Annotated in this window: 16 protein-coding genes; 10 read left to right on the top strand and 6 right to left on the bottom strand. The window is 62.0% G+C overall.

Annotated elements, in window-relative coordinates; genetic code table 11:
• Window positions 1–238: 238 nt before the first annotated feature.
• Complete coding sequence (locus BLW22_RS27135; RefSeq protein WP_065925425.1) at window positions 239–685, top strand: response regulator; 447 nt, start codon at window positions 239–241, stop codon at window positions 683–685.
• A 372-nt stretch (window positions 686–1,057) separates the two neighbouring features.
• Here the strand turns inward: BLW22_RS27135 and BLW22_RS27130 are convergent, their stop codons facing one another.
• Window positions 1,058–3,235 carry a malate synthase G gene (locus tag BLW22_RS27130; protein WP_065947472.1) on the bottom strand — a complete coding sequence of 726 codons (2,178 nt, stop codon included), beginning with the start codon at window positions 3,233–3,235 and terminating at the stop codon, window positions 1,058–1,060.
• Between the two features lie 266 nt (window positions 3,236–3,501).
• Here BLW22_RS27130 and BLW22_RS27125 point away from each other — a divergent pair, with 266 nt between their 5' ends.
• Window positions 3,502–4,014, top strand: a complete 513-nt coding sequence (locus BLW22_RS27125) for a glycine cleavage system transcriptional repressor (RefSeq protein WP_065925423.1) — start codon at window positions 3,502–3,504, stop codon at window positions 4,012–4,014.
• A 222-nt stretch (window positions 4,015–4,236) separates the two neighbouring features.
• Here the strand turns inward: BLW22_RS27125 and rarD are convergent, their stop codons facing one another.
• The 5 genes from rarD to BLW22_RS27100 all read right to left on the bottom strand — a co-directional run bounded on the left by rarD (window position 4,237) and on the right by BLW22_RS27100 (window position 9,982).
• Entirely contained in the window at window positions 4,237–5,121 is an 885-nt protein-coding gene (gene rarD / locus BLW22_RS27120) for an EamA family transporter RarD (protein WP_065925422.1), read from the bottom strand.
• A 188-nt stretch (window positions 5,122–5,309) separates the two neighbouring features.
• A complete protein-coding gene (locus BLW22_RS27115) occupies window positions 5,310–6,284 on the bottom strand; it encodes a serine/threonine protein kinase (protein ID WP_074847779.1) in 975 nt (324 codons plus the stop codon).
• A gap of 165 nt (window positions 6,285–6,449) precedes the next feature.
• Entirely contained in the window at window positions 6,450–8,348 is a 1,899-nt protein-coding gene (locus tag BLW22_RS27110) for a PhoX family protein (RefSeq protein WP_065947470.1), read from the bottom strand.
• Between the two features lie 79 nt (window positions 8,349–8,427).
• Complete coding sequence (locus BLW22_RS27105) at window positions 8,428–9,192, bottom strand: TOBE domain-containing protein (RefSeq protein WP_065925419.1); 765 nt, start codon at window positions 9,190–9,192, stop codon at window positions 8,428–8,430.
• Window positions 9,193–9,244: 52 nt separating this feature from the next.
• A complete protein-coding gene (locus BLW22_RS27100; RefSeq protein WP_065925418.1) occupies window positions 9,245–9,982 on the bottom strand; it encodes a ComF family protein in 738 nt (245 codons plus the stop codon).
• Window positions 9,983–10,075: 93 nt separating this feature from the next.
• Between BLW22_RS27100 and bioB the strand changes: the two genes are divergently transcribed.
• From bioB to BLW22_RS27055, 8 genes are all read left to right on the top strand, one after another.
• A complete protein-coding gene (gene bioB, locus BLW22_RS27095; RefSeq protein WP_065925417.1) occupies window positions 10,076–11,131 on the top strand; it encodes a biotin synthase BioB in 1,056 nt (351 codons plus the stop codon).
• Window positions 11,132–11,177: 46 nt separating this feature from the next.
• Entirely contained in the window at window positions 11,178–12,359 is a 1,182-nt protein-coding gene (gene bioF / locus BLW22_RS27090; RefSeq protein WP_065925416.1) for an 8-amino-7-oxononanoate synthase, read from the top strand.
• The gene (locus BLW22_RS27085) at window positions 12,352–13,083 is read left to right on the top strand and encodes an alpha/beta fold hydrolase (RefSeq protein WP_074847778.1); all 732 of its coding nucleotides are present in this window, start codon (window positions 12,352–12,354) and stop codon (window positions 13,081–13,083) included. Before bioF ends, BLW22_RS27085 begins: the two co-directional genes overlap by 8 nt.
• A complete protein-coding gene (bioC, locus tag BLW22_RS27080) occupies window positions 13,076–13,888 on the top strand; it encodes a malonyl-ACP O-methyltransferase BioC (RefSeq protein ID WP_065925414.1) in 813 nt (270 codons plus the stop codon). The genes BLW22_RS27085 and bioC overlap by 8 nt, the downstream gene beginning before the upstream one ends.
• A complete protein-coding gene (bioD, locus tag BLW22_RS27075; RefSeq protein WP_065925413.1) occupies window positions 13,885–14,565 on the top strand; it encodes a dethiobiotin synthase in 681 nt (226 codons plus the stop codon). Before bioC ends, bioD begins: the two co-directional genes overlap by 4 nt.
• Window positions 14,566–14,671: 106 nt before the next feature.
• A complete protein-coding gene (locus BLW22_RS27070) occupies window positions 14,672–14,953 on the top strand; it encodes a pyrroloquinoline quinone biosynthesis protein PqqE (protein ID WP_065925412.1) in 282 nt (93 codons plus the stop codon).
• Between the two features lie 252 nt (window positions 14,954–15,205).
• Complete coding sequence (locus BLW22_RS27060; protein ID WP_027605944.1) at window positions 15,206–17,011, top strand: phenylacyl-CoA dehydrogenase; 1,806 nt, start codon at window positions 15,206–15,208, stop codon at window positions 17,009–17,011.
• A 204-nt stretch (window positions 17,012–17,215) separates the two neighbouring features.
• A complete protein-coding gene (locus BLW22_RS27055) occupies window positions 17,216–18,505 on the top strand; it encodes a GGDEF domain-containing protein (RefSeq protein WP_065925411.1) in 1,290 nt (429 codons plus the stop codon).
• The last annotated feature ends 45 nt before the right edge of the window (window positions 18,506–18,550 follow it).

Below are 18,550 nucleotides of genomic sequence, written 5' to 3'. Positions count from 1 at the left end.
CCGCAATTTTTTTGTCGTTATCGTCCTGCATGGTCGACTCCTGAGCGGCGGGTGCCCATTGGACGTAAGTCTAGGTCGATGAAAACGCCGCAGAACTAGGGAAAAACCTTACACGACTATCGTCCAAACCCCGTAGAACACCCACTAGGCAAACTTTCCGACGAAGTGCACATTGAACGCCCTTCCGCAGATGTCTGACGAGTGTGCTGGAAGATTGTCGAAAACCGCTGAGAAACGTATGTCCGACCACGATATTTTGAGTGATGCCGAGCGCGAGGCGCTGAGCGCCGTGATGCTGGAGCCTGATTTACCGCCACAACGCGTGTTGATTGTTGATGACGACAAGGACGCGCGTGAACTGTTGGCGGAGATCCTGGGCTTGGACGGTATTCGCTGCATGACGGCCGACAGTGGCGAGGCCGCGTGGGATTTATTGAAGTCCAGCAGTTCCATCGGCTTGCTGATCACCGATCTGCGCATGAAACCCAGCAATGGTCTGGAGTTGATCAAGCAAGTGCGCGAATCCACCCGCGCGGCGTTGCCGATCATCATCATGTCGGGGGATGCCGAAGCGCCGGATGTGATTGATGCGATGCATTTGAGCGTGGTGGATTTTTTGCTCAAGCCGATCGACAGCGTGAAGTTGGCGAAGCTGGTAAAGCGCGAGTTGGGGATGGCTTCCTGATTTTTGCAGTGTCTGTACGGGCCTCATCGGGACATGGGTATCTACACAACTTCCAGTGAATACGGAATCTATGGCAATTAGGCTTCTGTGGTGAGCGGGCTTGTCGAATCGTCGCACCGCCCGCGCTGGGTTGCGAAGCAGCCCCAAAACCTTCACCTCGATTGATTCTGGCACTCTGCGGTGACCTTATTGGGGCCGCTTCGCAACCCAGCGCGGGGCAAGCCCGCTCACCACAGAGTTATGTGTCAGCCTTTAAGAGTTGTGTAGATACCTATGCTCATCGGGAGCAAGTCCCCTCCCACAGTTGACCGGGTACATCCACACCACAGCCCCAAAGAAAAAGCCCTGATCTCACGATCAGGGCTTTTTCATTTACAGGCCGTTTTTAGCCTTGAACTCCCGACGCCTGCGGTGCAACACCGGCTCGGTATAGCCATTGGGCTGTTTGGTCCCTTCAATCACCAACTCCACCGCTGCCTGGAACGCGATATTGCTGTCGAAATCCGGCGCCAGCGGACGGTACAGCGCATCCCCGGCATTCTGGCGGTCCACCACCGGCGCCATGCGCTTGAGGCTTTCCATCACCTGGGCTTCGTTGACGATGCCGTGGCGCAGCCAGTTGGCAATGTGCTGGCTGGAGATGCGCAGGGTGGCGCGGTCTTCCATCAGGCCGACGTCGTTGATGTCCGGCACTTTCGAGCAGCCCACGCCCTGGTCGATCCAGCGGACCACATAGCCGAGGATGCCCTGGGCGTTGTTGTCCAGTTCGTTGCGGATTTCTTCGTCGGACCAATCGGTATTGCTGGCCAGGGGAATGGTGAGGATGTCGTCCACCGACGCGCGTTCGCGCTTGGCCAGTTCGGCCTGGCGTGCGAACACGTCGACCTTGTGGTAGTGCAGCGCGTGCAGTGCGGCGGCCGTCGGCGATGGCACCCAGGCGGTGTTGGCGCCGGCCAGTGGGTGGGCGATTTTCTGTTCGAGCATCGCCGCCATCAGGTCGGGCATCGCCCACATGCCTTTACCGATCTGCGCACGGCCTTGCAGGCCGGTGCTCAAGCCGATATCGACGTTCCAGTTCTCGTAGGCGCCGATCCATTTTTCCGCCTTCATCGCCGCCTTACGCACCATCGCGCCGGCTTCCATGGAGGTGTGGATCTCGTCGCCGGTGCGGTCGAGGAAGCCGGTGTTGATAAACACCACGCGCTCGCTGGCGGCCTTGATGCAGGCCTTGAGGTTGACCGTGGTGCGGCGCTCCTCGTCCATGATCCCGACCTTGAGGGTGTTGCGCGGCAGGTTCAGCACGTCTTCGATGCGGCCGAACAGCTCGTTGGTGAACGCGGCTTCTTCAGGGCCGTGCATCTTCGGCTTCACGATGTAGACCGAACCGGTGCGGCTGTTCTTGCGCGTGTTGTTGCCGTTGAGGCTGTGGACCGCCGCCAGGCTGGTGAGCAGGCCGTCGAGGATGCCTTCCGGTACTTCGTTGCCGTGTTTGTCGAGGATCGCGTCGATGGTCATCAGGTGGCCAACGTTGCGCACGAACAGCAGCGAACGGCCGTGCAGCGTCACGTCCTGGCCGTCGACGCCAGTGTAGACGCGGTCGGCATTCATGGTGCGGGTGAAGGTCTTGCCGCCCTTGGCCACTTCTTCGGCCAGGTCGCCCTTCATCAGGCCGAGCCAGTTGCGGTAGATCACCACCTTGTCATCGGCATCGACGGCGGCGACGGAGTCTTCGCAGTCCATGATGGTGGTGAGTGCGGCTTCCATCAGCACGTCTTTGACACCGGCGGCATCGGTCTGGCCAACCGGGGTGCTGGCGTCGATCTGGATTTCGAAGTGCAGGCCGTTGTGTTTCAGCAGGATCGCGATCGGCTCGGCCGCAGGGCCCTGGAAACCAATCAACTGGGCGTCGTCACGCAGGCCGCTGTTGCTGCCGCCCTTGAGGCTGACGATCAGCTTGCCGTCGACGATCTTGTAGCCGGTGGAATCGACGTGGCTGCCGGCGCTCAGCGGCGCGGCTTCGTCGAGGAAGGCGCGGGCGAAGGCAATCACCTTGTCGCCACGCACTTTGTTGTAGCCCTTGCCCTTTTCGGCGCCGTCGGCTTCGCTGATGGCGTCGGTGCCATACAGGGCGTCGTACAGCGAGCCCCAACGCGCGTTGGACGCGTTGAGGGCGAAGCGGGCGTTCATCACCGGCACCACCAGCTGCGGGCCGGCCATGCGGGCGATCTCGTCATCGACGTTTTGGGTCGAGGCCTGGAAGTCTGCGGCTTCTGGCAGCAGGTATCCGATGTCTTGCAGGAAGGCTTTGTAGGCCACCGGGTCGTGGGCCTGGCCGGCGTGAGTCTGGTGCCAGGTATCGATCCGCGCCTGGAAATCGTCGCGTTTGGCGAGCAGGGCTTTGTTCTTCGGTGCCAGGTCGTGGATGACCTTGTCGGCACCGGCCCAGAACTGGTCGGCAGTGATGCCGGTACCGGGAATGGCTTCGTTGTTCACGAAGTCGAACAGGACTTTGGCGACCTGCAGGCCACCGACTTGAACGTGTTCAGTCATTGCTTGCCTCACTCTGCGGAGCTAATGCGCTGTTTCGGATTTTCATTATGTAGTGCACGGGAGGGCATACTACATGATGACTTGCGGTTGTGAAAATTAGACTAAATACGTCGTTTAGCGACCCACTTTGGTCGTACGGTCACAGCGGAGAACCGGATGTTCTCAAAAAACTATTGGATTGTTCCAGATAAAAATAAAAATGGTACACGATTTGTTTTCGCGGGCCCCCGGGTCCACCTTGTAGATTGAATTCAGAGGGCTTCGCCATGGACCATCTTGTACTCACTATTATCGCCGCCGACAAACCCGGCCTGGTGGAACGCATCGCGCAGAACATTGCGGCCCACGGCGGCAATTGGCTGGAAAGCCGAATGGCGCATATGGCCGGGCAGTTCGCCGGGATCCTGCGGGTCAGCGTGCCTGCCGAGAGTCGTCAGGCCTTGGTGGGGGCTTTGGATGATTTATCCACACACGGTATTCGCGTGCTGGTGGGCGAGGGCAGCAGTGGCCAGGCATCGGCGTCCAAGTCGATTGTGATGACGCTGCTGGGCAACGACCGTTCGGGCATCGTGCGCGAGATCACGGCGCTGTTGAGCAAACAGGGTGTCAACCTGGAGCGCTTGAGCACCGATGTACGCCCGGCACCGATGAGCGGTGATCCGCTGTTCAGCGCCGAGGCGTTGTTGCAGGTGCCATCGAGCTTGTCCTTGGAGGCGTTGCAGGAATCCCTGGAAACCCTGGCGGATGATCTGATGGTGGAACTGCACAGCGAGGAATAACCACCCTCAAGGTTATGCATGGAAATCTTGCATGGACCTGTGGATAACCTGTAGAGACCCGGCGCCAGGCCACGTCCACCGGGCTTCTCCGCCAGCTGAGCAAAAAACGAGCAGTTTCAAGGGCTTGTGCACAAATGACGGGGACCAGGTTGTGGGTAACCTTGGGATGGATCTCTGCAAGCCAGGCCGACTGGGGCTTGCAGAGGTTTGTACGTTATCTGATCAGCGTTTGCGCACGCTCAACCAGGCATCGACGCTGTAGACCACCAGCCCGGCCCAGATAAAGGCAAAGGCGATCAGCGTGCTCGATGCCAGGTGCTCACCGAACAGCAGCACCGCTTCCAGCAACACCAGGGTCGGTGCCACATACTGTAAAAAGCCCAAGGCGGTGTAAGGCAAATGCCGTGCGGCGGCGTTGAAGCACACCAGCGGGATCAACGTCACCGGACCGGCCGCCACCAGCCACCAGGCTTCGGATGTGCTCCAGAACGCCAGTTGCGCACTGTGGGCCGACGGGTTGAACAACAACCAGGCCACCGCAATCGGCACCAGCATCCAGGTCTCCACCACCAGCCCCGGCAGCGCCTTGACCGGCGCCTGCTTGCGGATCAGGCCGTAGAAACCGAAGGTCAGCGCCAGTACCAACGATACCCACGGCAAGCTGCCCACCTGCCAGACCTGTTGCGCCACACCCACTGCGGCCAGCCCCACGGCCACCCATTGCAGGCGACGCAGGCGCTCGCCGAGGAGCAGCATGCCCAGCAGCACATTCACCAGTGGGTTGATGTAGTAACCCAGGCTGGCTTCAAGCATTCGCCCGCTGTTCACCGACCACACATAGGTCAGCCAGTTACCGGCGATCAACGAACCGCTGAGGGCCAGGATTGCCAGGCGCTGGGGGTTGTCGCGCAGTTCGCGAAACCAGCCGGGGTGCTTCCACACCATCAACAGCAAACCACCGAACAGTGCCGACCAGAGCACCCGGTGCACGATGATTTCGGCGGCGGGCACACTGGCGATGGCTTTGAAGTAGAGCGGGAACAGACCCCAGATGACATAGGCGCTCAGGCCCAGGATGTACCCCTTGCGGGGGTTGGCGGCTTGCATGCGTAATCCTTGCTTAGGCAGCTAACAAAGCGCGATTGTAAGGATATTTGTCAACCAATGGGATTACCCTTCTGTAGGAGCGAGCTTGCTCGCGAAGATCGTTAACGATAACGCGGGCATCCTGACTGCACGCGGCGCCCTCAGGGTTTTCGCGAGCAAGCTCGCTCCTACAGGAGCGAGCGGCGATTTCAGAAGAGTTTGAGGGGTTCTTCGTTGAGCGCTGAGAGTTGCTCGCGCAGCGCCAGCACCTGGTCGCCCCAATACCGCTCGCTGCCGAACCACGGGAAGCTGTGGGGGAACGCCGGGTCATCCCAGCGCCGTGCCAGCCACGCGCTGTAGTGCATCAGGCGCAACGCGCGCAGCGGCTCGATCAGCGCCAGTTCACGCGGGTCGAAGTCGTGGAATTCCTGGTAGCCGTCCATCAGTTCCGACAGCTGGCCCAGGCATTCCTGGCGATCACCGGCGAGCATCATCCATAAGTCCTGCACCGCCGGGCCCATGCGGCAGTCGTCGAGGTCGACGATGTGGAACATCTCATCGCGGCACATCATGTTGCCGGGGTGGCAATCGCCGTGCATGCGGATGTTCTTGTGCGGCGTGGTTTTGTACACCTCTTCCACGCGCTTGAGCAGGTCGCGGGCCACGGACTCGTAGGCTGGCAGCAGGCTCTTGGGAATGAAATTGCCTTCGAGCAGGGTAGTGAGGGAGTCGTGGCCGAAGTTCTTCACACCCAAGGCTTCGCGGTGTTCGAACGGGCGGGTAGACCCCACGGCGTGCAAACGGCCGAGTAGCTGACCCAGACGATACAGCTGGTCAAGGTTGCCCGGCTCCGGCGCACGGCCGCCACGGCGGGGGAACAGGGTGAAGCGGAAACCTTCGTGTTCGAACAGGCTTTTGCCGTTATGAATCATCGGCGCGACGACCGGCACTTCGCATTCGGCCAGTTCGAAGGTGAAGCGGTGTTCTTCAAGGATCGCGTCGTTGGTCCAGCGCTGGGGGCGATAGAACTTGGCGATCAGCGGCTCGGAGTCTTCGATGCCCACCTGATACACGCGGTTTTCGTAGCTGTTGAGCGCCAGGACGCGAGCATCGCTGAGGAAACCGATGCTTTCGACGGCATCGAGCACCAGATCAGGGGTGAGGGTTTCAAACGGATGGGCCATGGGAACTCCTGCGGGCAGCAGGGCGCCGCTTCCGGCCGGGTATGGTACCGCTGTAGGAGCGAGCTTGCTCGCGAAAAACCTGAGCGCGCAGTGGAGTGTCAGGTTCCGCTGCGTTATCGTTGACGATCTTCGCGGGCAAGCCCGCTCCTACAGTGGGGCGGTCTATCAGGCACCGACAATCCCGCCATCATCCCGCCGAATCGCCATCACCGAGGAGCGCGGCTTGCCGTTCGGCAGATGCTCCGGCCAGGTCGAACCCCCGGTTTCACCCGGGTGCTGGATCCCCACAAACAGGGTTTTCTGATCCGGCGAAAAGCTGATCCCCGTCACTTCACAGGCCACCGGCCCAACCATGAAGCGGCGGATTTCGCCGGTCGCCGGGTCGGCGCAGAGCATCTGGTTGTTGCCCATGCCGGCGAAGTCGCCCGCGTTGCTGTAGTCGCCGTCGGTGAGGATCCACAGGCGCCCGGCCTTGTCGAAACCCAGGCCATCGGGGCTGTTGAACATGTTCTGCGGGTTGATGTTGGACGATCCGCCCTTGGGCTTGCCGGCGTGCACGCCAGGGTTGCCGGCCACTACAAACAGGTCCCAGCTGAAGTCCGCGGCGCCATGGTCATCGGCGTTGGCCTTCCAGCGCAGGATCTGGCCGTAGACGTTTTTCTCACGCGGGTTGGGCCCGCCCACCGGTTGGCCGTCTTCGCCGCGCTTGGCGTTGTTGGTCAGGGTGCAGTAGACCTGGCCGTCGGTGGGGCTGACCACGATCCATTCCGGGCGGTCCATGCGCGTGGCTTTGACCACACTGGCGGCCAGGCGCGCGTGGATCAGCACTTCGGCCTGGCTGGCGAAGCCGGTGCTGGCGTCGATGCCGTTTTTGCCATGGGTCAGCTCGACCCATTGCCCTTTGCCCTTCGGATGATCGGCGTTGCCATCGCCCGCATCGAAGATAGCCACGTACAAGGTGCCGTGGTCGAGCAGGTCTTTGTTGGCCTTGGGGCTCTTGTGGTTGATCTTGTCGCGACTGACGAACTTGTAGATGAACTCGCCGCGCTCGTCGTCGCCCATGTACACCACGGCGCGGCCGTCACGCGTTTGCGCCAGGGCGGCGTTCTCGTGCTTGAAGCGGCCCAGGGCGGTGCGTTTTGCCGGGGTGGATTGCGGGTCGAACGGGTCGATTTCCACGACCCAGCCGTGGCGGTTGAGTTCATTGGGGTTCTTGGCCAGGTCGAAGCGCGGGTCGTGCAGGTGCCAGTTGATCTCTTTGCTGGCGGCCACCACGCCGTAGCGTTTCTGCCCGGCATCGAACGCTTGCTGGGGGTTGCTGCTGCCAAAGCAGTCGGTGAAGTTCTCTTCGCAGGTCAGGTAAGTGCCCCATGGGGTCTGGCCGTTGGCGCAGTTCTGGAAGGTGCCGAGGGCTTTTTTGCCGGACTTGTCGGCGCTGGTTTTCAACCATTCGTGGCCGGCGGCGGGGCCGCTCAGGCGGATCGGCGAGTTGCCGTGGATGCGCCGGTTGTAGCGCGAGTCCTGGACGAACTGCCAGGTATCGCCCTTGCGCCGCACTTCGATCACCGACACACCTTCACTGGCCTGGGCCTTGTGCACGTCTTCGGCCGATTGCGGCGCGCCGCCGTGGGCGAAGAGGTAGCGGTAGTTGGTGTATTCGTTGTTGATTGCCATCAGCGCGCGGTTGTCGTCGCCGGGGAAGGCGAACAGGCTCATGCCGTCGTTGTTGTCGCCGAACTGTTGTTCCTGGGCTTTGGCGGTGCCGTTGCCGGACGGGTCGAAGGCCGGCGCGCTCTTGTGCAGCGGCTGGCCCCAGCTGATCAGCACCGAAGCGCTGTAGCCCGGCGGCAGGGTGATGGTGTCGCTGGTGGCCGCAGCGATGCTGGTAAAGCCCAGCAGCGGGCTGGCGGAGGCGGCGTTGACGGCCAGGGCGCTGCGGCTCAGCAGGTTGCCACCGAGGAACATCGCCGCACCGCACAGGGCGCCGGCACCGATGAAGCGGCGGCGGGTAAGGCCGACCATCTGTTCGAGGTCGGTGGCTTGGTTTTCTTCTAATAGGTTCATGTCAGGCTCCCTGCGGTTTTTGCAGACACCATAAGGAGCGGGCGTGACGAAATTGTTGCAGTTTGAAGAGCTACTCGGCTCAGACCGGCGTGCCGAGCAGCACATTGCTGGCGGCAAATTGCACTTGGAGCGTCCTGCCAGCGGCGGCGCCCAGGGCCTCGAGCGCGGCGGGCTGCGCCAAGGCGCATAAAACCTGGCCATTGGGCAGGGCGATGCGCACTTCGCTGGGGCCGTCCTCGGCGGCGAGAATCGCGTCTACGGTCCCGCTCATGCAATTGTGTCCAGGTGTTGCAGGTTTGTCGGGCGCCAGCAATTCCAGCCAGCCGGCCTTGATCAGCGCAACGACTTCCACGCCGACTTCCAGCTCCAGCCGTTGCGTACTGTCATGGGTGATTTGCGCCGCCAGGGTCAGCCCTCCGGCGAGCTGCAAGTGAATCAGGTCGTTGCGGCCACGCTGTTCAATCGCAATGACCTGACCATGCAACTGGTTACGGGCGCTGGTGCGCAGCATCAAGCGGCCGAGCAGGTTGAAGTCGCTGGCGGCCTCGTCCGAGCCGAGCACTTCGGCCTGCAACACTTGCAGGCGCTGGTAGAGGCGCAACACCCGTTCACCCTCGGCCGTGAGTTTGGCGCCGCCGCCGCCCTTGCCGCCGACACTGCGTTCGACCAAGGGTTTTTGCGCCAGGTTGTTCAGCTCGTCGATGGCGTCCCAGGCGGCCTTGTAGCTCAAGCCCGCACTTTTGGCGGCGCGGGTGATGGAGCCCTGCTCGGCGATATGCCCCAGCAGGGCGATACGCTGGGGGCGGCGGACAATATGTTGGCTGAGCAGCGTCGGTAGGGACATGGGCATTCGCTGTGGTGGGATGAGCGGACGTTGCGGCCGCGAGGCATGAGAGTCAAGTGCCAGGCTTTGGCGTGCGGGCCAGGCAGTACACGTCTACCTGTCGCGCGCCGGCGTTGATCAATAACCGCGCCAGGCTGTGGGCGGTGGCGCCGGTGGTGAGCACGTCGTCCACCAGTGCCAGGTGGCGGCCGCGCACCTCGGCACCCGGGGCCAGGGCGAAGGCGTTGAGCAGGTTGCGCTTGCGCGTCTTGGCGTCGAGGGCTTGCTGCGCGACGGTTTCATAAGGGCGTAGCAATAGATGTTCATCGTGGGGAAGGTCGAGGTCGACGCTGAGCCAGCGCGCCAGCATCAGCGCCTGGTTATAGCCCCGTTCACGCAGGCGCCTGCGGGCCATGGGCACTGGCAGCAGCATGTCCGGGCGGGTGAGTGAGTGGTTGTCGAAGCGATGTTGCAAGTAGTGCCCCAGCAAGCGCCCCAGCATATGCCCGAGGGGCCAGCGTGCCTGGTGCTTGAAGCGACTGATCAGGGTGTCCACCGGAAAGCTGTAGGTCCAGGGGGCGATCACGTGTTTAAAGGCGGGCGGTTGTCTCAGGCACTGGCCGCAGACCAGGCCGTCCATCGCCAAAGGCAGGGCGCAGATTTCGCAATGCTCCATCAGCCAGGGCAGCTCGGTTTCGCAGACGTTGCAGACACAGTCGGCGGTTTCAGTCGTCTCGTCGCAGATTAAACATGTCTGTATGTTTTTTGACCAGATGTAAACTTCGTGTTTGTAGCTTGGTTGACAGTGCATGAATCTTCCTTAAATATGCCGAGCATCCGTGTCGTGTCTGTGGGTATTGCCCCTTCCCGCAGCGCTTGCCAAAGCATAATCAAGGAATCGCCCATGAGCGCCAGCACCACCGCCACCTTGCGTCACGATTGGTCCTTAGCCGAAGTCAAAGCGTTGTTCGTGCAGCCGTTCAATGACCTGTTGTTCCAGGCGCAGACCGTGCACCGCGCGCATTTCGATGCCAACCGTGTACAGGTGTCGACCCTGCTGTCGATCAAGACCGGTGCCTGCCCGGAAGATTGCAAATATTGTCCGCAGTCGGGCCACTACAACACGGGCCTGGAAAAAGAAAAGCTGATGGAGGTGCAGAAGGTCCTCGAAGAGGCCGCTCGCGCCAAGGCCATCGGTTCGACCCGTTTCTGCATGGGCGCCGCCTGGAAACACCCGTCGGCCAAAGACATGCCTTATGTGCTGCAGATGGTCAAAGGCGTGAAGGCCATGGGCCTGGAAACCTGCATGACCCTCGGCCGTCTCGACCAGGACCAGACGGCAGCCCTGGCCCAGGCCGGCCTGGATTACTACAACCACAACCTGGATACGTCGCCGGAGTTCTACGGCAGTATCATCACCACCCGTACCTACAGCGAGCGCCTGCAAACCCTGGCCTATGTGCGTGAGTCGGGGATGAAGATCTGCTCCGGCGGCATCCTTGGCATGGGCGAGTCCCTTGATGACCGCGCCAACCTGCTGATCCAGTTGGCCAACCTGCCGGAGCATCCGGAGTCGGTGCCGATCAACATGCTGGTGAAAGTCGCCGGCACACCGTTGGAAAATGCCGAGGACATCGACCCGTTCGATTTCATCCGCATGCTGGCCGTGGCGCGCATCCTGATGCCGCAATCCCATGTGCGCCTGTCGGCGGGGCGCGAAGCGATGAACGAGCAGATGCAGGCCCTGGCGTTCTTTGCCGGTGCCAACTCGATCTTCTACGGCGACAAACTGCTGACCACCGCCAACCCTCAGGCCGACAAGGACATGCAACTGTTCTCGCGCCTGGGCATCCTGCCGGAAGCCCGTGAAGAGCATGCGGATGAAGTGCACCAGGCGGCCATCGAACAGGCGTTGGTGGAGCAGAAGAGCAGCGAGCAGTTCTATAACGCCGTTGTTTGATTCCCATATGTTTTGACCGAGTTGCACCTGCCACCCCGAGGCCTGCATGTCTTTTGATCTCTCCGCGCGCCTCGCTGCCCGCCGTGCCGAACACCTTTACCGTCAACGCCCGCTGCTCCAGAGCCCCCAAGGCCCGGCGGTGGTGGTTGACGGTCAACCCCTCCTGGCATTCTGCAATAACGATTACCTGGGCCTGGCCAATCACCCGCAAGTGATCGAGGCCTGGCGCGCCGGGGCGTCCCATTGGGGCGTGGGCGGCGGTGCCTCGCACTTGGTGGTGGGCCATTCCACGCCGCACCATGAACTGGAGGAGGCGCTGGCCGATCTCACTGGCCGCCCGCGTGCGCTGCTGTTTACCACCGGCTACATGGCCAACCTCGGTGCGGTCACGGCGTTGGTGGGGCAGGGCGATACGGTGCTGGAAGACCGTCTCAACCATGCCTCGCTGCTGGATGCCGGCTTGCTGTCCGGTGCGCGCTTCAATCGCTACCTGCACAACGACGCGATCAGCCTGGCCAAGCGCCTGGAGAAAGCCACCGGTAATACGCTGGTGGTCACCGATGGTGTGTTCAGCATGGACGGCGACCTGGCCGACCTGCCGGCACTGGCCCGTGCAGCCAGGGCCAAAGGCGCCTGGTTGATGGTGGATGATGCCCATGGCTTTGGTCCGCTCGGCGCCAATGGCGGCGGGATCGTCGAGCATTTCGGCTTGAGCCAGGACGACGTGCCGGTATTGGTCGGCACCCTGGGCAAAGCGTTCGGCACGGCGGGCGCGTTTGTCGCGGGCAGTGAGGACCTGATCGAAAGCCTGATCCAGTTTGCCCGGCCGTATATCTACACCACCAGCCAACCGCCGGCGCTGGCCTGCGCCACCCTGAAAAGCCTGGAGCTGCTACGCACCGAACATTGGCGGCGCGAGCACCTCGACCGCCTGATTCGTCAGTTTCGCCAGGGCGCCGAGCAGCTTGGCCTGGACTTGATGGACAGCTTTACACCGATCCAGCCGATCCTGATCGGCGACAGTGCCAAGGCCGTGCGCCTGTCGCAGATGCTGCGTGAGCGGGGCCTGATGGTCACTGCGATCCGCCCGCCCACCGTACCCGCCGGCAGCGCGCGTTTGCGCGTGACCTTGACCGCAGCCCACAGCGAGGCGCAGGTACAGCTATTGTTAAACGCATTGGAAGAGTGTTTCCGCTTGTCTGGTGCCACGGAGCCCGACCATGCGTGATCGACTGATCCTGCTGCCCGGCTGGGGTCTCGGCGTATCGCCGCTGGAGCCTTTGGCCGCCGCCTTGCGTGGCCTGGACGCACACCTGCAGGTGCAGGTCGAGCCATTGCCGGCGCTTGCTTCCAGCGACCTCGATGAATGGCTCGACGAACTCGACGCTACCCTGCCCGACAACGCCTGGCTGGGCGGCTGGTCCCTGGGCGGCATGCTCGCTGCCGAACTGGCGGCGCGGCGCGGCGAGCGTTGCTGCGGCTTGCTGACCCTGGCGAGCAACCCGTGCTTCGTCGCACACGACGGCTGGCCCCATGGGATGCCCGCCGCGACGTTCGATGCGTTCCTGGCCGGCTGTCACGCCGATTCCCAAGTCACCCTCAAACGCTTCGGCCTGTTGTGCGCCAAAGGCGCCGAAGACCCGCGCGGGCTGTCGCGCCTGCTGGTCAGTGGCGCGCCGCATTCAGCGTCCAGCGTGTTGATGCCCGGCCTGGAACTGTTGGCCCAACTGGATACTCGCGACGCCTTGCTGGCCTATCGCGGCCCACAGTTGCACCTGTTCGCCGGTATGGATGGATTGGTGCCCGCCGAAGCCGCCAGCGACCTGCTGGCGCTGCTGCCGGATGTGGAAATCGGCCTGATTGAACAGGCTGGTCACGCTTTTCTTCTGGAAGACCCCCACGGTGTGGCGGGGGCCATCCAGGCTTTTTTGCATGAGTGCGTCGATGACTGATTTATCCCATCCCTCCCTGCCGGGCGCCTTGCCGGACAAACGTCAGGTGGCGGCGTCGTTTTCCCGTGCGGCGGCCAGTTACGACAGCGTCGCCGAGTTGCAGCGCGCCGTAGGGCATGGGCTGCTGGCCCGGCTGCCATCAGCGTGTGCGCCACGGCACTGGCTGGATATGGGCTGCGGCACGGGTTATTTCAGCCGTGTGCTGGGCGAGTTGTTGCCCGCCAGCCAAGGTGTGGCGCTGGATATTGCCGAGGGCATGCTTAACCATGCGCGGCCTTTGGGTGGCGCACATCATTTTGTCGCGGGTGATGCAGAACGCTTGCCGCTGAAAGCCGAGAGCTTCGAGCTGCTCTTCTCCAGCCTGGCGGTGCAGTGGTGTGCGAACTTCGAGGCGGTGCTCAGCGAGGCCTATCGCGTGCTGCAGCCGGGTGGCGTGCTGGCGTTCGCCAGTTTGTGCGTCGGGACGCTGGATGAGTTGCGCGAAAGCTGGCGGGCGGCGGATGGCCTGGTGCACGTCAATCGCTTCCGCACTTTCGAGGCGTACCAGCAGTTGTGCGCGGCCAGCGGTTTGCGCGTGGTCAGCCTGGAGCGACGTGCCCATGTGCTGCATTATCCGGATGTGCGCAGCCTGACCCATGAGCTCAAGGCGCTCGGTGCGCACAATCTCAATCCGGGCCGCCCGGGAGGGTTGACGGGCCGTGCGCGGATTGTTGCACTGGTAGACGCCTACGAGCAGTTCCGTCAGGCCGAGGGACTGCCGGCCACTTATCAAGTGGTGTACGCCGTCCTGGAGAAGCCCCTATGAGCGCCGCCTATTTCATCACCGGCACCGATACGGATGTCGGCAAGACCACTATCGCCGCCGGCCTGTTGCACGCCGCTCGGCTAGCCGGCAAAAGTACTGCGGCGGGAAAACCCGTGGCTTCCGGCTGCCAGGTCACGGCCAAGGGCTTGCGCAACGCCGATGCCCTGGCGCTGCTGGCCGAATGTTCATTGCCGTTGAGTTATGCCGAGGTCAACCCGGTGGCGTTCGAACCCGCCATCGCGCCCCATCTGGCCGCGCGGGAGGCCGGCGTCGCGCTGACGGTGCAGTCGTTGTTGAAACCCATGCAGCAGATTCTGGCGCGTCAGGCGGATTTCACCCTCATCGAAGGCGCAGGCGGTTGGCGTGTGCCGTTGGCTGACCAGGACAACCTGTCGGACCTGGCCATGGCGCTGCAACTGCCGGTGATCCTGGTGGTGGGCGTGCGCCTGGGATGCATCAGCCATGCCTTGCTCACCGCCGAAGCCATCGCCCGGGACGGTTTGCCCTTGGCCGGTTGGGTGGCGAATATCATCGACCCCAAGACCTCTCGTCTGGAAGAAAACCTCGCCACCCTGGCCGAGCGTTTGCCCGCGCCATGCCTTGGACGAGTGCCCAAGCTCAAGCACGCCGGCGCCGAGGCGGTAGCTGAGTACCTGCAACTGGACCTGCTTGACTGATTCTGGCTATCGGCAAGGCATTATGCCATTAGTGTTTTTAACGGGCTTTTTGCCAGTATGTCTGCTTCAATTCAACTTCACGATTCTCTAAAGGCAGGTTGAAGCCATGGACATCTCTGGCAGCAGCGCGTTTTACTCGGGGCTGAGCACCATTCAGGCCGGGCAGAGCCGTGTCGACCAGGCCGCCGGCAGGATTGCCAGCGCCGCGACCACCCAGCCGTCGGACGCACAGCGCGACCGGTTGCAAGCCAATGACCGCGCCCAGCCGACGAACTCGGCGAGCAATATGGTTGAAATGGCCCAAGGCAAGTTTCAAGTGGAGTTGGGCGCCAAGGTCGCCAAGGCTTCAGACGAAATGCTCGGTACCCTGATCGACACCTTCGCTTAACCCCTCTTTCGTACGACCGGCTTCTTCCTGGGGCTGGTCGCCTTTGCGCAATCCTCCATTTTCTTCTGAACACCTTGTGGCATCCCGCCGCAGGCCTCGCCATGCCTGCCATTGACCCGCGTCATGACAAACGGTGTCTGGACGACGCTTGACATCCCCAGGTCGTAAACGTATGTTTCAAACACCTGTTTGACCGCCATAACAAATCCACGCGGTTGTTCATTCCAGATACATCAGCAGAGGTTTATCGCTATGCCTGACTACAAGGCCCCCTTGCGTGATATTCGCTTCGTTCGTGACGAACTGCTCGGCTATGAAGCGCACTATCAAAGCCTGCCGGCTTGCCAGGACGCTACCCCGGACATGGTTGACGCCATTCTCGAAGAAGGCGCCAAGTTTTGTGAGCAAGTGCTGGCACCGTTGAACCGCGTGGGTGACATCGAAGGGTGCACCTGGAGTGAGTCTGGCGTAAAAACCCCTGCTGGTTTCAAAGAAGCCTACAAACAATTTGTCGAAGGCGGCTGGCCAAGCCTGGCCCACGACGTGGAGCACGGTGGCCAAGGCCTGCCGGAATCCCTGGGCCTGGCCGTGAGCGAAATGGTCGGCGAAGCCAACTGGTCGTGGGGCATGTACCCGGGCCTGTCCCATGGTGCGATGAACACCATTTCCGAGCATGGCACCCCCGAGCAGCAAGAGGCTTACCTGACCAAGCTGGTGTCGGGCGAGTGGACCGGCACCATGTGCCTGACCGAGCCACACTGCGGTACCGACCTGGGCATGCTGCGCACCAAGGCCGAGCCTCAGGCCGATGGTTCCTACAAAGTCTCCGGTACCAAGATCTTCATCTCGGCCGGTGAACACGACATGGCCGACAACATCGTCCACATCGTGCTGGCCCGCCTGCCGGACGCACCGGCGGGTACCAAAGGCATCTCGCTGTTCATCGTGCCCAAGTTCCTGCCCAACGCCGACGGCTCGATCGGTGCGCGCAACGCCGTGAGCTGTGGTTCCCTGGAACACAAGATGGGTATCCACGGTAACGCCACCTGTGTGATGAACTTCGACGCGGCCACCGGTTTCCTGATCGGCCCGGCGAACAAAGGCCTGAACTGCATGTTCACCTTTATGAACACCGCTCGCCTGGGCACCGCGCTGCAAGGCCTGGCCCACGCCGAGATCGGCTTCCAGGGCGGCCTGAAATACGCCCGCGATCGCTTGCAGATGCGTTCCCTGACTGGCCCGAAAGCGCCGGAAAAGGCCGCTGACCCGATCATCGTGCACCCTGACGTGCGCCGCATGCTGCTGACCATGAAAGCCTTCGCCGAAGGTAACCGTGCGATGGTGTACTTCACCGCCAAGCAAGTGGACATCGTCAAGTACGGCACCGACGACGAGGCCAAGAAACAGGCCGACGGCCTGCTGGCATTCATGACCCCGATTGCCAAGGCGTTCATGACCGAAGTCGGTTTTGAATCCGCCAACCACGGCGTGCAGATCTATGGCGGCCACGGCTTTATCGCCGAGTGGGGCATGGAGCAGAACGTTCGCGACAGCCGTATCTCCATGCTGTACGAAGGCACCACTGGCATCCAGGCACTGGACCTGCTCGGCCGTAAAGTGCTGATGACCCAGGGCGAAGCGCTCAAGGGCTTCACCAAGATCGTGCACAAGTTCTGCCAGGCCAACGAAGGCAACGACGCGGTCAAGGAATTCGTGGCACCGCTGGCTGCGCTGAACAAAGAGTGGGGCGAGTTGACCATGAAGGTCGGCATGGCCGCGATGAAAGACCGCGAAGAGGTGGGGGCCGCTTCGGTGGATTACCTGATGTACTCCGGTTACGCGTGCCTGGCTTACTTCTGGGCCGACATGGCGCGCCTGGCTGCCGAAAAACTCGCCGCCGGTACCAGCGAAGAAGCGTTCTACACCGCCAAGCTGCAAACCGCGCGCTTCTACTTCCAGCGCATCCTGCCGCGGACCCGTACCCACGTGGCCACCATGCTGTCGGGCGCCAGTAACCTGATGGACATGAAAGAAGAAGACTTCGGCCTGGCTTACTAAGCCTTACCGGGTTCATTTGAAACCGTCGCTTCCCTTGGGAGCGGCGGTTTTTTCATTGGGGGATAAAAAACACAGTGCAGCGCTCAGGGATTTTCTCCGGCTGCCGTTACAGTGATGGCAATGTGATACATGACGGGCAGGGTGTGCTTAACTGTTCGCATCAAGGCACAGTGCCACTACTTTTTGCGGGTCGGAGTTTTACCCTTGTCACGCGTGTCTGCTTTACGTTTCAGTCACTTTCTTCCTTCGTTGCTGCTGTTGCTGGCCGGGCTCTCGGCTGCGTACGTCAAGGACCTCAGCGTCTTCTTCACCTCGCTGTTCAATGTGTTGCCGACCCTGGTGCTGTTGCTGGGCGGTTCGTACTGCGCGGTTTATCGCCGTCAGCGTGAATTGTTCCTGATGATCACGGTGTACATCGCCTACTTCCTGCTCGATACCCAGACCGATTTCTATCGCGACAATGGCCGCGTGCGCGAAGACGCGGCCGTGGTGTTTCACCTGTGTTGCCTGTTATTGCCGTTGCTGTTCAGCATCTACGCGCTGTGGCAGGAGAAGACCCACCTGTTTCGCGACTTCGTTGCCCGTTGTGCGGTGCTGCTGGCAATCGGCAGCGTGGCGCTGGCCCTGGAGCAAAGTTATCCCCAGGCACTGCTGAACTGGCTGGCGGAGATCCGCTGGCCCGCTCTGCATGGGACCTGGATGAGCCTGATCCAGTTGTCTTACCCGATGTTCCTGGTCGGCTTCCTCGCCCTGGCGGCGCAATACTGGTACCAGCCGCGCCCGCTGCATGCAGCGCAACTGGTGGGCTTGCTGGGGATGTTCTGGATGTTGCCGCAGACCTTCATCCTGCCGTTCACGCTGAATATCATGTGCAGCCAGGTCATGCTGATGATCGCCGCCGGCGTGGCCCACGAGGCTTATCAAATGGCGTTCCGCGACGAACTGACCGGCCTGCCGGGGCGCCGTGCCCTGAACGAACGCATGCAGCGGCTGGGGCGCAACTATGTGCTGGCGATGACCGACGTCGATCACTTCAAGCGCTTCAATGACACCCATGGTCACGATGTGGGCGACCAGGTGCTGCGCCTGGTCGCGAGCAAGTTGTCCAAGGTCAATGGGGGTGGGCGTGCCTACCGCTACGGCGGTGAAGAGTTCGCCGTGGTGTTCGCCGGCAAGACCCTGGATGAGTGCATGCCGCACCTGGAGGAAATCCGCGAGATCGTCGCCAACTATGACATCAAGCTGCGTAATTCGGACCGGCCCCAGGATGATCAACAAGGCCGTCAACGCCGGGCGGGCAGCGGCGCGTCGAGTGTGTCTGTGACGGTCAGCATCGGCGTGGCCGAACGCCAGATCGACCAGCGCACGGCGGAAGAAGTGCTCAAGTCCGCCGACCAGGCGCTGTACGCCGCCAAGGGCGCGGGGCGTAACTGTGTGGTTGCGGCCGGGCAGACCCGCCGTGGCGCGGTGCGCATGCAGAGCGCTGCCGGTTGAGTGATGGCGCTGTATTCAGCGGTTCTACAATGATTGTCCGAGGCG

Origin of the sequence: Pseudomonas marginalis (assembly GCF_900105325.1) — a bacterium.
In the GTDB taxonomy this organism is placed as follows: domain Bacteria; phylum Pseudomonadota; class Gammaproteobacteria; order Pseudomonadales; family Pseudomonadaceae; genus Aquipseudomonas; species Aquipseudomonas marginalis.
Note: the sequence above shows the minus strand (reverse complement) of the source record. Positions and strands in the feature narration are given on the sequence as shown.

Bases quoted from the DNA above. Each gene is read 5' to 3' on its own strand.
- BLW22_RS27110 (WP_065947470.1), bottom strand. From the start codon at position 8,348: ATGAACCTATTAGAAGAAAACCAAGCCACCGACCTCGAACAGATGGTC.
- BLW22_RS27100 (WP_065925418.1), bottom strand. From the start codon at position 9,982: ATGCACTGTCAACCAAGCTACAAACACGAAGTTTACATCTGGTCAAAA.
- BLW22_RS27135 (WP_065925425.1), top strand. From the start codon at position 239: ATGTCCGACCACGATATTTTGAGTGATGCCGAGCGCGAGGCGCTGAGC.
- BLW22_RS27125 (WP_065925423.1), top strand. From the start codon at position 3,502: ATGGACCATCTTGTACTCACTATTATCGCCGCCGACAAACCCGGCCTG.
- BLW22_RS27105 (WP_065925419.1), bottom strand. From the start codon at position 9,192: ATGTCCCTACCGACGCTGCTCAGCCAACATATTGTCCGCCGCCCCCAG.
- BLW22_RS27115 (WP_074847779.1), bottom strand. From the start codon at position 6,284: ATGGCCCATCCGTTTGAAACCCTCACCCCTGATCTGGTGCTCGATGCC.
- bioB (WP_065925417.1), top strand. From the start codon at position 10,076: ATGAGCGCCAGCACCACCGCCACCTTGCGTCACGATTGGTCCTTAGCC.
- BLW22_RS27060 (WP_027605944.1), top strand. From the start codon at position 15,206: ATGCCTGACTACAAGGCCCCCTTGCGTGATATTCGCTTCGTTCGTGAC.
- bioC (WP_065925414.1), top strand. From the start codon at position 13,076: ATGACTGATTTATCCCATCCCTCCCTGCCGGGCGCCTTGCCGGACAAA.
- BLW22_RS27085 (WP_074847778.1), top strand. From the start codon at position 12,352: ATGCGTGATCGACTGATCCTGCTGCCCGGCTGGGGTCTCGGCGTATCG.
- BLW22_RS27130 (WP_065947472.1), bottom strand. From the start codon at position 3,235: ATGACTGAACACGTTCAAGTCGGTGGCCTGCAGGTCGCCAAAGTCCTG.
- bioD (WP_065925413.1), top strand. From the start codon at position 13,885: ATGAGCGCCGCCTATTTCATCACCGGCACCGATACGGATGTCGGCAAG.
- rarD (WP_065925422.1), bottom strand. From the start codon at position 5,121: ATGCAAGCCGCCAACCCCCGCAAGGGGTACATCCTGGGCCTGAGCGCC.
- bioF (WP_065925416.1), top strand. From the start codon at position 11,178: ATGTCTTTTGATCTCTCCGCGCGCCTCGCTGCCCGCCGTGCCGAACAC.
- BLW22_RS27070 (WP_065925412.1), top strand. From the start codon at position 14,672: ATGGACATCTCTGGCAGCAGCGCGTTTTACTCGGGGCTGAGCACCATT.